Origin of the sequence: Streptosporangium sp. NPDC050284, from assembly GCF_044459525.1 — a bacterium.
In the GTDB taxonomy this organism is placed as follows: Bacteria; Actinomycetota; Actinomycetes; order Streptosporangiales; family Streptosporangiaceae; genus Streptosporangium.
On the sequence record NZ_JBITIZ010000002.1, the window covers coordinates 408,215 to 423,307 of the forward strand.

The 15,093-nt window shown below is 69.5% G+C and carries 16 protein-coding genes; 11 read left to right on the forward strand and 5 right to left on the reverse strand.

What is annotated here, in order from left to right; translation table 11 throughout:
* Positions 1-105: 105 nt before the first annotated feature.
* Positions 106-1,449, reverse strand: coding sequence for a hypothetical protein (locus tag ACIBH4_RS06195; RefSeq protein ID WP_362764531.1), 1,344 nt, complete (start codon positions 1,447-1,449; stop codon positions 106-108).
* Positions 1,450-1,676: 227 nt separating this feature from the next.
* On the opposite strand from ACIBH4_RS06195, the gene ACIBH4_RS06200 reads away from it, so the two are divergent.
* Positions 1,677-2,630: a zinc-binding dehydrogenase gene (locus tag ACIBH4_RS06200; RefSeq protein WP_362516753.1), complete on the forward strand. Its 954-nt coding sequence runs from the start codon at positions 1,677-1,679 to the stop codon at positions 2,628-2,630.
* 127 nt (positions 2,631-2,757) lie between these two features.
* Here the strand turns inward: ACIBH4_RS06200 and ACIBH4_RS06205 are convergent, their stop codons facing one another.
* Positions 2,758-3,753 (reverse strand): MerR family transcriptional regulator, encoded by a 996-nt coding sequence (locus tag ACIBH4_RS06205; RefSeq protein WP_362764528.1) that lies wholly within the window; start codon positions 3,751-3,753, stop codon positions 2,758-2,760.
* Positions 3,754-4,096: 343 nt separating this feature from the next.
* On the opposite strand from ACIBH4_RS06205, the gene ACIBH4_RS06210 reads away from it, so the two are divergent.
* Positions 4,097-4,570: an NUDIX domain-containing protein gene (locus tag ACIBH4_RS06210; RefSeq protein WP_362516757.1), complete on the forward strand. Its 474-nt coding sequence runs from the start codon at positions 4,097-4,099 to the stop codon at positions 4,568-4,570.
* A 406-nt stretch (positions 4,571-4,976) separates the two neighbouring features.
* On the opposite strand, the gene ACIBH4_RS06215 is transcribed toward ACIBH4_RS06210, so the two are convergent.
* A complete protein-coding gene (locus ACIBH4_RS06215) occupies positions 4,977-5,780 on the reverse strand; it encodes a hypothetical protein (RefSeq protein WP_362516759.1) in 804 nt (267 codons plus the stop codon).
* 362 nt (positions 5,781-6,142) lie between these two features.
* On the opposite strand from ACIBH4_RS06215, the gene ACIBH4_RS06220 reads away from it, so the two are divergent.
* On the forward strand, positions 6,143-6,400 hold the full coding sequence (locus ACIBH4_RS06220) for a DUF4180 domain-containing protein (protein WP_362764525.1): 258 nt from the start codon (positions 6,143-6,145) through the stop codon (positions 6,398-6,400).
* Complete coding sequence (locus ACIBH4_RS06225) at positions 6,397-7,236, forward strand: alpha/beta fold hydrolase (RefSeq protein WP_362764523.1); 840 nt, start codon at positions 6,397-6,399, stop codon at positions 7,234-7,236. The genes ACIBH4_RS06220 and ACIBH4_RS06225 overlap by 4 nt, the downstream gene beginning before the upstream one ends.
* Before the next feature lie 50 nt (positions 7,237-7,286).
* On the opposite strand, the gene ACIBH4_RS06230 is transcribed toward ACIBH4_RS06225, so the two are convergent.
* Positions 7,287-8,219 (reverse strand): NAD(P)H-binding protein, encoded by a 933-nt coding sequence (locus ACIBH4_RS06230; protein WP_362764520.1) that lies wholly within the window; start codon positions 8,217-8,219, stop codon positions 7,287-7,289.
* Positions 8,220-8,281: 62 nt separating this feature from the next.
* On the opposite strand from ACIBH4_RS06230, the gene ACIBH4_RS06235 reads away from it, so the two are divergent.
* The 4 genes from ACIBH4_RS06235 to trpS all read left to right on the forward strand — a co-directional run bounded on the left by ACIBH4_RS06235 (position 8,282) and on the right by trpS (position 11,044).
* On the forward strand, positions 8,282-8,896 hold the full coding sequence (locus ACIBH4_RS06235; RefSeq protein ID WP_362764518.1) for a TetR family transcriptional regulator: 615 nt from the start codon (positions 8,282-8,284) through the stop codon (positions 8,894-8,896).
* A 221-nt stretch (positions 8,897-9,117) separates the two neighbouring features.
* Entirely contained in the window at positions 9,118-9,534 is a 417-nt protein-coding gene (locus ACIBH4_RS06240) for a glutaredoxin domain-containing protein (protein WP_362516769.1), read from the forward strand.
* On the forward strand, positions 9,507-9,833 hold the full coding sequence (locus ACIBH4_RS06245) for a DNA glycosylase AlkZ-like family protein (protein ID WP_399171544.1): 327 nt from the start codon (positions 9,507-9,509) through the stop codon (positions 9,831-9,833). Before ACIBH4_RS06240 ends, ACIBH4_RS06245 begins: the two co-directional genes overlap by 28 nt.
* Positions 9,834-10,063: 230 nt before the next feature.
* Positions 10,064-11,044: a tryptophan--tRNA ligase gene (gene trpS / locus ACIBH4_RS06250; protein WP_362516771.1), complete on the forward strand. Its 981-nt coding sequence runs from the start codon at positions 10,064-10,066 to the stop codon at positions 11,042-11,044.
* Between the two features lie 455 nt (positions 11,045-11,499).
* Here trpS and ACIBH4_RS06255 read toward each other — a convergent pair whose 3' ends face one another.
* A complete protein-coding gene (locus tag ACIBH4_RS06255) occupies positions 11,500-11,877 on the reverse strand; it encodes a hypothetical protein (protein WP_362516773.1) in 378 nt (125 codons plus the stop codon).
* Positions 11,878-12,364: 487 nt separating this feature from the next.
* Here ACIBH4_RS06255 and ACIBH4_RS06260 point away from each other — a divergent pair, with 487 nt between their 5' ends.
* The 3 genes from ACIBH4_RS06260 to ACIBH4_RS06270 all read left to right on the forward strand — a co-directional run bounded on the left by ACIBH4_RS06260 (position 12,365) and on the right by ACIBH4_RS06270 (position 14,941).
* Positions 12,365-12,766 (forward strand): hypothetical protein, encoded by a 402-nt coding sequence (locus tag ACIBH4_RS06260; RefSeq protein ID WP_362764515.1) that lies wholly within the window; start codon positions 12,365-12,367, stop codon positions 12,764-12,766.
* A 115-nt stretch (positions 12,767-12,881) separates the two neighbouring features.
* Entirely contained in the window at positions 12,882-13,838 is a 957-nt protein-coding gene (locus ACIBH4_RS06265; protein ID WP_362516777.1) for a helix-turn-helix domain-containing protein, read from the forward strand.
* Between the two features lie 209 nt (positions 13,839-14,047).
* Complete coding sequence (locus ACIBH4_RS06270) at positions 14,048-14,941, forward strand: hypothetical protein (RefSeq protein ID WP_362516779.1); 894 nt, start codon at positions 14,048-14,050, stop codon at positions 14,939-14,941.
* Positions 14,942-15,093: the final 152 nt, after the last annotated feature.

Genomic DNA, 15,093 nt, shown 5'->3' on the forward strand with positions numbered 1-15,093 from the left:
ACGTCCACGGGCCCCGCTACCGGCCACCGGACTGCTCGCCGGAGCCTTCGGGCACGACGCGGCAGGCGGGACGGCGGCGGTGGCCGGGCGGGTGGGCCGCGGCGGTCAGTTCGGGCAGGCGTCGCGGCAGGCGCCGAAGCGCCCGATGTCCGGCCGGGTGAAGCCGGTCTCCTGCGTTCCTCTCACCGCCTCGGTCATCGCCTCCTTCCAGACCAGGCCGGGAAGCGACATGCCGTCCACCCACGGATAGTGGCGGCCTCCGATGGTGACGTCGCTCAGGTCGTGCTGGAACGCGCCGCGCGAGTCGCCGAGGCTGACGGCCGAGGCCAGGCCGGGGGTATATCCGGCGTACCAGGCGGCGGTGAAGGCGTCGGTCGTGCCGGGCATGCCCGCCGCCTCGCGGCCGATGCCGCCGAGCGCGCTTTCCCCCAGGGCCTCCGACAGCACGTCGGTGACCGCGTCGGCGACCGCCGGGTCCAGGACCTGCCGGCAACGCGGCGGAAAGGGGCGTGGCGCACCCGAGCCGTCGCGGATCTCCGTGATCACCGTCGGCTCGCAGAAACGGCCGCGGGCGGCGAGGCTGGCATAGGAGTTGGCCACCGAGACGGGCTCGGCCTCGTTGATGCCCAGCGGGAACGTCTCGAACTCCAGAAGCGGCGTCCCGTCGGCGCGTCCGAGCCCGAGACGCTCGGCCATCCTGACGGTCTCGCACAGCCCGACCTTCTCCGTCAGGCGCATGTAGAAGGTATTCACCACCTCCCGGGTGCCCGAGCGCAGGGTGACGAACCGGTCCCCACGCTTCTCCCGGTTCACGACGGTGTGGGTCGGGTCGGCGACCGCCTCGTTCGCGCAGTTCCTGAACGCCGCGTAGCTCGGAGCGCGGTACTCGTCCGAGATCTGGAAGCCGTCGTCGTGGCGCAGACCGGCGGCGAGCGCGGCGGCCAGGACGTAGGGCATCGCCGTCGTGCCCTGCTGGAAGGCGACCCCGTTGGCGGCCCTGTCGGCGGCGGCGTCGCGGCTGGTGGCCATGGCCCTGATGGCGCCCTCACCTGGGACGATCATGACCTGGGTGGCGACCTGCGGGTCGTCGCGGTGGACGTGGGCGTCGATGGCCCGCTGCGCCGCCCGCTGGAGCCGCTGGTCGATCGTCGTGCGGATCGTCAGGCCCCTGCGGTTGAGCAACTGCGGATCCTGGGCGAGAAGTTGCTGTTTGACCTGCCGGCACAGGTAGGGATACCCGACGCCCGCGCAGTCGCCGGAGAACTCCTCAAGGACGGCGCCCTCGACGTCCAGCAACACGCTCTTTCCCGCCACGGGGGCTGCGGGGGCCGTGGCGGTGGAGTCCGAGGCCACCCGCTCCTCTCTCAGCCCTCCGTCCGCCGGGCTCCGCAACAGCAGGACGACCGCGACCAGAGCGCTCACCGCGGTGACCCCCAGAAAAATCAGCAATACCCTCATCGTCGCCCTTCGGTGTGTGATCCCCCATTTGGATCATCGGGGAACGGCACCGCGCAGGCAACCAACCGAACCGACGGCGACGGCCTCTGGCCGCACCGAGTTCGGGGGCGTGGCTCGCGGTCGCTTGACCTCTATCGAGGTTGAGGTTGGAGACTGCTCCGCGCCGGTGTCGGACAGCCGAGTACGGGAGAGCGACTGACGTGCGAGTGGTGAGGGTCATGAATTTCGGAGGTCCGGAGGTGCTGGTCGCGGGCGAGGCGCCGGAGCCGGTCGCCGGGCCCGGCCAGGTGGTGGTCGACGTGTCCGTCGCGGGCATCACCTTCGTCGAGACGCAGATCCGGCGTGGCGTCGACAAGTGGCACGCCAGGCCCGAACTGCCGTACGTGCCGGGCGGTACGGTGGCCGGCCGGGTGGCCTCGCTCGGAAAGGACGTGGATCCGGCCTGGTCGGGACGACGTGTACTCGCCGGCACCGGGGAGAGCGGCGGCTTCGCCGAGCGTGCGGTGGCCGCGGTGGGCGACCTGATCCCGGTACCGGAAGAGCTGGGACTGCCCGAGGCCGTCGCCCTGTACACCGACGGCGGCACCGCGTTGGGCCTGGTGGAGGGAGCCCGCATCCGTCCTGGTGAGTGGGTGCTGGTCGAGGCCGCGGGTGGCGGTGTCGGCAGCCTGCTGGTGCAACTGGCCCGGGCGGCCGGCACCAGGGTCATCGCAGCCGCGCGCGGCGCGCGGAAGCTGGAACTGGCTCGCGATCTGGGCGCGGAGGTCGCGATCGACTACTCCGATCCCGGCTGGACGGACCGGGTACGCGAGGCGACCGGTGGTGCGGGCCCCGATGTGGTGTTCGACGGGGTCGGCGGCGAGATCGGCCAGGCCGCGTTCGAGGTGACGGCGGACGGCGGCCGCTTCTCCGTCCACGGCGCCTCCAGCGGCCAGGTCACGACGATCGACCCCGCGCGGGCGCGACGGCGCGGGGTCGAGGTGATCGGGATCGAGCAGCTCTTCGGCTTCGGGCCCCAGATGGAGAAGTGGACGAGGCAGGTGATGTCGGAAGCGGTGGCGGGCCGGATCCGGCCTGTCGTCGGGCAGACCTTCCCCCTGGAACGCGCCGCGGACGCACACACCGCGATCGAGTCACGCACCGCCCTGGGCAAGACCCTGCTCCTGATCTGACAACGCCCCAAGACCCCCCCGCAGAACCACATACCGCGATCAGCTGGAACGATCGGACCGACCTCAGCCTGATCCGCGACTCGACGCGCGAGCGAACCTCGATTTTCCGGCCTGTCCGTCCGCCGTCTCACCGGGCCGAAGCGCGAAGGGCCGCTGCGATCCACGCGAAGAGCTCGGGCCCCTCCTCGTCCGTAGCGGGCGGCGTCCCGTTGATCACGGCCACCAGGGACAGGTACCTGCCGTGGGTCGCGTCGTAGCGGGCCTCCTTATCGGAATTCTCGCGCTGGATCCTCTCGACGAGGAGGAAGGCCGTGGCCAGTCGCTCCCGCGACTCGGCCGTGGCCTGCCCGCCGACGGCCTCGGCGGACGCGTTCGCCATCCGAACGACCAGTTCCCGCGCTCGGGGAGAGTCCGCCGGCAGCCCGGAACGATACGCCTCCACGATCTCCTCCCCGACCTTCGCCCCCTCCTCGTGGATGAAGTCCCACACCGGTGCGGCGGCCATGCGCCGTCCGGGGAACGTGCCGTAGGTGTCCCGGAGATAGGAGCGGACCGCGTCACGGAACTCCTCGCCCCGCAGCAGGTCGGCCAACTCGATCCAGGCTTCGAGCTGGGCTGCGGTGGGGTCCTCCGGCAGGATCGGTCGCATCGTCCGCAACCGCTCGACGAAACCGGAGGGTACGTCGAGGCCTTCGCCGACCTCGTTCCAGAAGTCGTCGACGAGCCGCTCGCGCTCCTCGTCGGGCATCGATACGAGCTTGTGCATCAGGGTCACCTGCGCGACCGTGCCGTCCTGCTTGACCAGGGTTCTCAGCACGGCCCGTCTGGCCCGAAGGGCTCGCTCCTGACGCTCGACGAGCTCCAGGTGCGTTGCGAGAAGATCGTGCAGCGACGTCTCGCCGTCGAGTAGCTGGCGGATGTCGTCCAGGCCGGCGTCCAGGTCACGGAGGGTGCGGATGAGCTCCAGCCGGGCGATCGCCCGGACGTCGTACAGGCGGTAGCCCGCCTCGGTCACATCTGTGGGCGCGATGACCCCGGCGTCGGAGTAGTAGCGGATGGCGCTGACACTCAGACCGGTCCGGCGTGCCACGTCCCCGATCGGATACAGCTCGTTGTCGTCCATGCCGTCACTATGGTGTCTCAAGCGGCTTGAGACTCAAGTCCCGCCCCGCCACCGTCATGCGGCCGCACAGCTCGGCTGGAATCTCGGCCAGAACCCTCCGAAACGACAGGTGCCCTCCTGATCCCAAGATCAGGAGGGCACCTCATGAGACTTTCCCAGGCCATCTCGTGAACGGCTCCTTTTTGCAGGATGTTCACGAATACCCCTGACATATGTCGAAGCGGAGGCTGGAAGATTGCTTCCCGGAACGGCATTGATCGTTTCCCGGACTCGACGTACGAAATCCCCGCCCTGGACACATGGACGATCATGTTGAGGATCCTTCCGCGTAAAGTCACCGAGCATGGACATTCACCCACCTGACACGTCGGCCTGCACGACGCGAAGGGGCCGACCGGCATTCGTCGTGAACGTCGAGGTCTTCCTGGAGCGGGACGACCGCTGGCTGCTCATCCAGCGCGGGGCACAGGAGGCCCACGCTCCCGGTGCGCTGGCCGGTGTCGGCGGCAAGGTCGAGATCGACGGCGCCGGAGCCGACGTCCTGGAGGAGACCGCACGGCGGGAGGTGGCCGAGGAGATCGGCGTCGACGTGACGGACGTCGTGCTCACCTACGTGGAGAGCGCGTTCTTCACGACCGACGACGGCGACCCGGTGATCAACGTGGTCTTCCGCGGTGAACTGCCGGCGCACGCTCAGCCCATCGCCGCCTCCGCGCAGGAAGTGGCCGGGCTCGTCTGGCTCACCGTCGCCGAGGCCGAAGCGGACGCGAACTGCCCGCCGTGGGTTCTGCGCGGCCTGCGACGCGCCGCGTCATAGAACGACCGCGACAGCAGCCGCGCTCCTTCCCCCGAACGGAAGTCCTCCGCGTCGACGCCAACTCCGTCACCACCGTGAAACCCCTGGTCACGCCCGGCTTCCCCACCGCCTTCGCCTACGGCCATCGCGACTTCACCGACAGTGCTTCCGTCGACATCATCACCAAGTCGGCGATCAAGGCGACGGCGCCGTCAACGCCTTCAACGACGTCTCCTCGGTCCGCTGATCCCGCCCCTCAGCCGAGGTCTGCCTCACGCACGCGTTCGATGGTCCGCTGGGACGCGACATCCTGGGGAGCACAATCTTGGGGCGGTCCCCTCAGGATCGTCCGGACGAATGATCACCATGGCGATCGCCGCCCACACGAGCGCGGCGACAACGGCCGACACCGCGGCTGCTCGTCGGCTCATGCCTCCGACATGGTCTGGGCGGCCGGTTGGTGGCGCGGGGCGGCGAGGTCGTGGGCGGAGCGGGCCAGCCAGATCATGACCAGGACGGTCGAGACCACACCGAGTGGTTCGACAGCGCTTCCCTCATCCCGGAACGGCGATGCCGCCAGTAGCAGCAGGATGGGCACCACCAGGGCGGCGACACCGTACGCGACGGTCGCCTTCTCCCAGCGGTCGTCGCCCGCTTGAACCCGCAGGATCAGCACCGTCCAGGCCAGGCCGGCCAGGCCACAGACCATCTCCGCCCAACCCGGGACGGGCTGGCCGACGAGGTCGAGCACGCCGATGACGGTGAAACCGCCGTACCCCAGCACCCCCGCGCCTCGCGTGTACTCACGGTCGCGGCCCAGCACCCGCGCGAACAGCAGCACGACCACCCACATCACCGCAGAGTGGATCACCGTCGTATCCGCCCAGATCAACGACGCGGTGACATCGAGCAGCCACATCGTGGCCACCGCGACGTAGAGCGCCACGCGCACCCGAAGGGTGTTCCGGTCCTGCTGGGGCGGCGGTCCCGCCGACGGCCCGCGCAGGATCTGCCAGATCCCCCACGCCCAGGACATCCCGGCCAGGACCAGGAAGAGCAGGTTCTGCCCTGTCGCCGCGACGCCCTCGGGCATGGTCGCGAACATCGTCAGCCACCACAGCGGACCGAGGTCGCCAGAGGTCAGGGCGACGACGACGGCGACCGTCAGCGCGGCGCCGTACAGACCGGCGACGAGCAGGGCGGGCAGGGCTGAACGGTGACGACGTGACACGGGACGCTTCCTGAGGATTCGGGGGGATGGGAGCGAACGCCTCACCCTACAGTCGATCATGAAGAGTGGCGCCAGGTGGAGGACGCGTCCACGGGGAACCTCACGACGAGCCCGACGCACCTGCTGACAACCTCGAAACTCCAGCAGGGTCCGTTGACCGCACACCGCTCATGGGCCGAAGCAGGCCACCCATCCGCCGCATAACCGTGACACAGCCCCAGCCCGGCCGACCCGGCGACGCGAACTCCAACCTCCACCAGCCCCCTGACACCGCCGGACACGGGGCAGACCGTCTCGCGACGTGACCGCGCTTGACCTTGACACGGTGAGAAGGCTTTCACTGCTGCCAAGGAGGTGGTCCCATGCTCGAACGGGACGTGGTGGCGCCGCCCATGGCACGCCTGCGACAACGGCTCTTCTCGCAGAGCTCCCGTTTGGCGGGCGAGCCCACGCAGAAGGTCGTCACCTACCGGCTGAAGCCCGTGGTCGTCGGCGACCTCTCCTCATGTCCGGTGGCCGGTCCTGCTCCGCGCGCTCGTCGGCGCGCCGAACAGGTCCGGCCGGCTCGTTCCACATTTCAACGCGCTCGACGCGCGAGGAGGGGGTGCGATCCGTCATGACCATGATCTACAGGTCCGAGGCCGGTGAACGCGAGCTCCGCGACCACTATCGGCAGGTGCTGGAGGCCTGGCCGGTTCCCGCCGAGCACCTGTGGGTGCCGACGCGCGAGGGCGAGACCTTCGTCCTGGCCTGTGGCCCGCAGGACGCACCGCCCCTGGTGCTGCTGCACGGCTCGGGTGCGAACACGTCGATGTGGCGAGGCGATATCGCCACCTGGTCTCAGCACTTCCGCACCTACGCCGTCGACCTCGTCGGCGAGCCCGGCCTGAGCGCGCCTTCGCGCCCTGCCCTGGACTCTGATGCGGTATCCCGGTGGCTGGACGACGTGCGGGAAGAACTCCAGATCACCGACGCCGCGTTCGTCGGCACGTCTCTGGGTGGCTGGACGGCCCTGGACTACGCCATCCGCCGTCCAGAACGAGTGACCCGCCTGGTGCTGGTGTGCCCCGGCGGCGTGGGACGGCAGAAGGTCGGCTGGATCTTCAAGGCCCTGCTGACCCGCCCGTTCCGACGCGATGGACTACGCGAGTCGGCGATGGCCGTCGCAGGACTGGACGGGGAGAAGGACCGGCAGGCGCTCGACGCCGTCGTCCTGACGTTCACGCACTTCAACCCGCGCAGGGAAAAGCTGCCGGTATTCCCCGATGAGGCGTTGCGCGGCCTCGCCATGCCCGTACTCGTCATCGTCGGTGGCCACGACGCCATGTTCGACTCCCACCAGACCGCCCGGCGTGTCCGTGAGTGCATCCCGCACTCGACCGTGAACCTGCTCCCCGAAGCCGGTCACGCCATCTTCGGCCAGGCCGAGCCGATCGCCGAGTTCCTTCGGGCCTGAGGTGAAAGGTCACTCAACGCCGAAAGCCTGTCAGAAAGAGATTTGCCGGTTCATCGGGTGGGGTTCTCGGTGAACGATGCGGTGTGGTCGGTGACCCACTGGCGGAAGGTTCGTACCGGCCTTCCGAGGAGGTCGGACACCGTCGAGGTGACGTACGCCGGGCGTCCCATCGTGGCGTTCCACGCCGCGAGGAGCATGTCCACGGCCGGGCGCGAGGCTTCCGGGGTCTCGCGCCGGAAGTCGTCGGGCGCCAGTTCCTCGAACGTCAGCCGGCGGCCCAGCACGTCTCCGATGACGCTTACCTGCTCGGCCTGGGTGAGTGACTCGGGGCCGGTCAGGACGTAGTCGCCGCCGGCGTGTCCGTCCTCGCGCAGGATCCGTGCGACGACCGCGGCCACGTCCCGATCGTCGACCGGGGCCGTCTCGGCCGCGCCGTACGGCCAGCGGACCACTCCTTCGCCACGGATCGCGGCGGACCACCAGAACAGGGCGTTCGACGCGAACATCCCCGGCCGGACGATCGTCGAGTCGAGTCCGGTGGCCGCGATGAGCTCCTCGATCTCGGCGTGCAGCGCCGCCATCGGGTTCGGTTGCCGGAAGAACGGGTGCGGGGTCCGGTGCGGTGCGGACAGGTAGACGACCCGCTGTGCGTGGGCGGCCAGCCGGTCGACGACGGCCGCCGCGGTCTGCGGCGGGGCGGTCCAGACGAGGAAGACCGTGCTGACGGCGTGCAGCGCGGCGTCGAGCGATTCGGGCACCGTGAGATCGCCGGTGGCGATCTCGACGTCGGCGGGCAGTGTCGCCGCCGACTCGGAGCGGCGCACGAGGGCGCGGACCGGCACGTCCGCGTCGGTCAGCAGGTCGACCACGGCGCGGCCGATGCGTCCGGTCGCCCCGGTGACGAGCACCGGAGGCCCTCCCGCAGGTGTCATGGCAGTCTCGCCGTCGTCGACGGGGTGCGGCGAGGTGTCTGTCTGTTCCATGGGCGCATCTTTTCGTTACCGAGTTAAAAAAGCAACTCAGTAACAAATGTTACCCTGACGAGGTGAGCGAGCCGGTCGGGCTGCGGGCCCGCAAGAAGGTACGAACCCGGGACGCGATCGCCGAGGCGGCGATCTCGCTGTTCCTGGCGCACGGGTTCGACCAGGTATCGGTGTCCGACATCGCCGCGGCGGCCGAGGTGTCGAAACCGACGCTGTTCCGCTACTTCGCCACCAAGGAAGATCTGATCCTGCACCGCTTCGCGGACCACAGCGGTGAGGCCGCACGCGTGGTCCGCGACCGGCCCTCGGGGATCACACCGATAACGGCGCTGCACCGGCATTTCCTGGCCGGTCTCGATCGTTTCGAGCCGGTCACCGGCCTCAACGATCATCCCGAGGTGGTGGCGTTCCATCGGCTGGTGTTCACCACGCCAACTCTGGCGGGACGGCTCCTGCAGTACATGCTCGACGACGAGGACGCGTTGGCCGCCGTCCTCGACCCGGGTGTCCGGGGCCGGCTGCAGGCGGCCCAGGTGATCGCGGTCCAACGCGTACTGGCCAGGACCAACTGGCAGAAGATCGCCGACGGGCGGACCGCACACGATGTGCGACCCGAGGCGGTCGCCGACGCGGACCACGCCTTCGCCCGGCTGTGCCACGCGACGGGCAAACCCTAGCCCGCCGCGCCCGCACACTCCGGCCGGCGCCGCCGAGCGTTGACACCACCGGGGCAGGCAGTCCAACGCGGCGAGGATCGCCGAGCACTCCGCAGTGCCGACCCTGGCCTGGCCACTGCTGCTTGTCGCGATCTTCTTCTCGCTGCCGGTCCGCCGCCACCGCCCTCGACCGCTGACGCCCCCGTCCGGTGCGCTAGCGTCATCACATGCTGCGCCGATGGATGCTACCGATTTTCTTCCTGGCCCTCGGACTCGCCGCAGCGGCCCGGCAGACCGCTCAGGGGTCCCCGGGCGCCGCCGTCGCGCCGCTCCTGATATTCCTGCTGGGCGCCGTCCTGCTGTCCCCACTGATGTTCCCGAAGTCCATCGGCGCGGCGGAAGCGCTACGCCGCAGCGAGGCCGACGGCCGCCCGATCGTCTACTGGCGCCCTGGCTGCCGCTTCTGCCTGCGGCTGCGCATCCGGCTCGGCCGCCACGCCCACCGGATGCACTGGGTCGACATCTGGCGCGATCCGGAAGGCGCCGCGGCGGTCCGGGCGGCCACCGGCGGCGACGAGACGGTGCCGACCGTGGTGGTGGCCGGCAAGCCACACGTCAACCCCGATCCTCAATGGCTGCGTGCGCAACCGCCCTTCTAAGAGGTCGCGTCCGTCCGTTTCGACATGCCGCCTGGCCTGGCGGCGCCTTCAGACTTCCCAGCCGACCACGAGATATGGGGACCTCGAACGCCATGGCCTCGCCGAGGAGTCGCGTCAGCCGGTTCACGCTCGCCGACCGGTGGCTCGACCGGCCACCGGCCGACGAACCGCCGGCGCGGGAACTTGTCCTGCGCTATCTCACCGCATTCGGTCCGGCCTCCGCCAAGGACATCAAGGCATGGAGCGGGATGACCCGGCTACGCGAAGTCGTCGAATCGCTCCGGCCGCGGTGGGCATGAAAGATCACACAAGGATCATCACCGGCTTGACTGCGATCTCCGCCCGCCGAATGGTATGGTCTCAACATGCGGATGATCTTCTTGTTCCTTGGCTGGTGGCGCCCCTGACGGGCGGCACCGTTCATCCGCGTAACCGACAACGCGGCCGCCCGGTTCGGGTGGCCGTTTCGTGTGTTCGCACCTCGGTGGCCCGGCCAGGGCGGCCTCCCGATCCTGAGGGAGCCAAACCGATGCCACGACGACTCACCGGCTTCACCCCGTCCGGCGACCTGCATCTGGGCAACTACATCGGCGCGATCGCCCCGATAATCGCCAAGCAGGCCGTCACGGACACGGTGGTGTTCATCTCCGACCTGCACTCCCTGACTCTGGAGCACGATCCGGCCGAGGTGCGGCGGCGGACGCTGGAATTCGCGACCATCCTGCTGGCCGCGGGCGCAGACCCCGACGCGTCCTTGTTCCTGGTCCAGTCGCACGTACCCGAGCACACCGAACTGCACTACCTGCTGGAGTGCACCACCGGGTACGGCGAGGCCCAGCGAATGATCCAGTTCAAGGAGAAGTCCGGCCGTCAGAACCAGGTCCGGATGTCGCTGCTGACCTATCCGATCCTGATGGCCGCCGACATCCTGCTGTACGACACCGACGAGGTGCCGGTCGGCGAGGACCAGAGCCAGCACGTGGAGCTGGCCCGCGATGTCGCCCAGCGGTTCAACACCCGATACGGCCCCACCTTCACCGTCCCCCGTGCGGTCAACCCGCCGGTCGCCGCCCGCATCATGGACCTGGCGTCACCCGGCGACAAGATGAGCAAGTCGGCCCCCTCGGCGGCGGGGGTGCTTCGACTGCTCGACGAGCCGAACGTCCTGCGGCGCAAGGTGATGCGTGCGGTCACCGACACCGACACCGTGGTGAGCTACGACCCGGAACGCAAACCGGGAGTGTCCAACCTGCTCGCCATCCTGGCCGCCTGCACCGGCGACGAGCCTCAGCGGCTGGCCGGGCGGTTCGACCGGTACGGCGAGCTGAAGGAAGCGGTCGCCGACGCGGTGGTGGCCACCCTCGCCCCTCTCCGGGACCGCTACCTGCGACTGGCCGAGGACCCGCGGCACGTCCAGGCGGTTCTGCGGGCCGGTGCCGGCCGTGCCCGCGGGGTGGCCGGCGCGAAGGTACGCCAGGCCAAGGCGGCGATCGGCCTGCTACCCGGATGAGTCAGCGGGTGCGGGGGCCTGGCCATCCGCGTGGCTGACGACGACCCGGGCGGGAGGCCGTCGTGATGTGCCGTCGCCCTCATCTGTGAAGATCCATCGGTACTCGATGGGCTCCCGTCCCAGGAGAAGCAGAAGTCACCCCCTTGGGCGACCCGCACCATGCCGTACAGAAAGCCTGGATGCGACGCGATCGATGATCTCAGAAATGGAGCGGGAGTACGCCGACAACGGTATCGATCTTGACGTGTGCCGTACTTCGCCGGCCGGGCTGCTCACGCCGGACCTTCCGGACGGGGCGGATAACCGCAGACCAAGGCCGCATCCGGGTTTTCGCACCCCACACGTCGGTGGAGAGCGTCGGGGCCGCCCGAGCGATGTCGCAAGTCGCGGAGTCACTCGGATGTCGCAAGTCGCGGAGTCACTCGAACGTCGACGCCGCGCCGACGTGCCCGCTGCTACGCGGTCAACGTCACCACCAGGAACGCCACCCCCATCACCAGCGCGACCGGCGTCATCACCGAGCGCTCGAACTTGCTGCCCGACAACAGGTTCAACACCGAACTCAGCGCCAGGTAAACCACGATCACCCACATCCCGATCGTCAACAGCGGCTCGCCGATGATCGACACCAGGCCGGCCTTGCTCAGCAGGAACAGCGCGAACACAACGTAGATCAAGACCGCGACCACGCTTCCGATCCGCAGGTTTCGAGGCAGCACGTCATGCCGGCCGCCCCAGGCGAAGCGGCCCAAGGGCACTCCTGCGGCAAGGGCGATCTGGAGGGCGGCGAGTATCACGAGCAGGATCAGGCCTGTGATCGCAAAGGCGGGCATGGCTTGACGCTACCGGGTTTCGGGGTCGGCAGACATCCCCGATGGCTTCCCGGGAAACGACCCCCAAGGCCCCTGCACAGCGGGGCCGACGTTGAGGACGACCGGGACCGGATGCGAGCGCGCCCAGCCGGATCTCTACCAACAAAACCTGGCTGGAGAATCAGATCGCACGTTGCGTCAAACGAGTCCTGCCGATGCTGCGTCCAGCGCAAGTGCGAGCACCCCGATCAGCTCAACCGACCAGTGTTCTAGACGACAATCTCACACTATGCGAATATGCGTTCGATTTACGAAGATCGTCAACGAGAGCGGGTCCCGTAGCCATGCCCGGGTGCTCGACTCTCCCCTTCCTCTCCAGAACGGAGTGCCTGTGCGCCCATCAACCTCTGCCCGGGCTCCTTTGTCCCGCCGATTAGTCGCCTGGGCCGGGACCCTGCTCCTGACGGCGGCCCCGCTCGTCGCTCAGGCGCCCACCGCCACGGCCGCCGTGACCGTCACCGACCTCGGCGTCGCCGGGAAGGGCGGAGACGTGGTGGCGCGCAGCAGCAAGGCCTTCGTCGCCGCCGGCGATCAGATCGTGGTCGCGCCCATCGACGGCAAGGTCATCGACACGATCCCCGGCCTGTCCGGTGCTGTCGCCCTGGCCTCGCCGGGGGTCGGCAGGAAGGTGTACGCGGCGCTGCGCGATTCGCACGAAGTGATCGAGATCGATACCGCCACGCTCGCCATCACCAAGCGCATCGACCTCACCGCGCACCCGTGTCCGTCGAGTCTGGCGCAGGAGTACGACCGGCTGTGGATCGGATTCGGTTGCGGTGAAGAGGGGGTGTTCACGAGTACGGGTGACCTGGGGCAGAACAGGGGCCTACAAGATCGCTTCCTGAAATGAAGGTGATCGTTTCCCGGAAGTCGCGGACGCTACCCCCTGCGGCCCCGGCCACTGACGACCTGCACGTCAATGGCAGCAATGACAATAAGCGGGAAAAAGCCGCCATAATGAAATCATGATCCCCAAGGTCGTGGCCGTCGTCGGCGACCGGGCCGCCGCGTTCGAGCTCGGGATCGTCTGCCAGGTGTTCGGCCTGGATCGCTCCGACGACGGGCTGCCGCTTCACGACTTCACGCTCTGCACACCGCGGCCTGGCACGATCCCGACGACCTCGGGGTACACCATCCAGGTCGAGCACGGGCTGGAGCGCCTGATTGACGCCGACCTCATCACCGTGCCCGCCTGGCCTCAGCTCGACGCGCCCGTTCCCGCTCCCCTGCTGGCGGCCCTGCGGGAAGCCGTCGCGCGAGGCGCCAAGGTGCTGACCGTCTGCACGGGCGCCTTCCTGCCGGCAGCCGCCGGGCTGCTCGACGACCGGCGTGCCACCACCCACTGGCAGTTCGTCGAGTTGCTCGCCCGCCGCCACCCGCGGGTCAGCGTCGAGCCCGACGTCCTGTACGTCGAGGACGGCCCGGTGCTCAGCAGCGCCGGGGCCGCCGCCGGGATCGACGCCTGCCTGCACCTCATCCGGTTGCAGTACGGCGCCGCCATGGCCAACGCCCTAGCCAGGCGCCTGGTCGTACCGGCCCACCGGGCCGGCGGGCAGGCCCAGTACGTGGAGGCGCCCATGCCGCCACCGCGCACCCCGTACGAGCTGTCGGAGCTGCTCGACTGGATCATGGAGCACCTCCATCAGCCACTCACCGTGGAGGCGCTGGCTGCACGCGCGGCCATGTCGCCGCGCACGTTCGCCAGGCGGTTCAAGACGCTGACCGGCACCACCCCGCACCGCTGGCTGCTCGAACGCAGGCTCCAACTCGCCGAGGAACTGCTGGAGACCACCGATCTGAGTGTGGACGCCGTCGCGACGCGGGCCGGGTTCGGCGGCGCCGACACCCTGCGCCACCACTTCGCCGCCCGCCGCGGCATCGCCCCCGCCGCCTACCGCCGCGCCTTCCGCCACAGTACGTAACCGGCCGCCGACACGGGCGTACCGGCTGCTCCCTCTACGCCTCTGCCACGGGTGACGGGCATGTCGCTCCCCGAGCGGCTGGGCGAGGTCGGTCGTGAGGAGTCCCGGGTTCGGGGCTTCGGGGCACGACCACGAGGATGGCAGGATTTTCCGGTAACCGGGCAGTGCTGCCACTCCTCCTGAATCATCCGCTCTCACAGACTCGGGGCATGACATCGAGCACACACTGCCGTCCCTCGCTCGCGCGCCCTTTCCCCCTGCCGTCGCAGGAGCGCTTCACGGTCGCCGTCCACGCGCCCGGTGCCGGGCCGCAGCGCTGGGCCGGCGCACCGAGCGCCGTGCTGGACGCCGACGGCACGTTCGTCCTGGCCTACCGCGTGCGGAAGGGTGGCGAGGACTACAACGTCGTGGCCCGTTCCGCGGACGGCGAGCGCTTCACCACCGTCACCGTCCTGCCGCGCCACCGCTTCGGCGCGGCGATGGTGGAGCGCCCTGCCCTGGTCCGCACCCCGTCCGGCGGCTGGCGGCTGTATGTCAGCTGCGCCACGCCCGGAACCAAGCACTGGTGGATCGGGGCGATCGAGGCCGCGTCCCCGGAGGGACTGGCTGAAGCGGACGTGCGAGTGGTGTTCGCCGGCGACGTCCGCACCGGCGTCAAGGACCCGGTGATCCGCTACGACGGCACGGAGTGGCGGGCCTGGATCTGCTGCCACCCGCTCGATGTGCCGGGCGCGGAAGACCGCATGAGCACCGCATACGCCACCAGCCAGGACGGGCTGAGCTGGCGATGGCACGGCGTCGTCCTCACCGGCCGGCCCGGCTCATGGGACGCCCGCGGCGCGCGTCTGACCAGTGTGCTGCCCGACGGCCGCGCCTGCTACGACGGGCGCGCCTCGGCGGCGGAGAACTGGCGTGAACGCACTGGGCTGGTGACGCCGTCCAGCGGCGCCGGAGGCGCGCCGCTGACGCCGGTCGACGGCCCTCCCGTCGCGGACGTCCGCTACCTCGACGTACTGCCCCTTCCCAGCGGCGCTCACCGGATCTTCTACGAGGCCCGGCTGCCCGACGACAGCCACGAGCTGCGCACCGAACTGGTGAAGTGAGAACGTCCGCTTCCGGCACCGTGAGCTCCAGAACTTCTCGTCCTCCTCCGATGCCGACACCGTGCCCCCATCGGCGGCGAAACGGACGCCCAACGGGCGCCGGCGCAGATCGGCGGGACAGGCGGAACATGCCTGTCGGGAACGGACGGTGC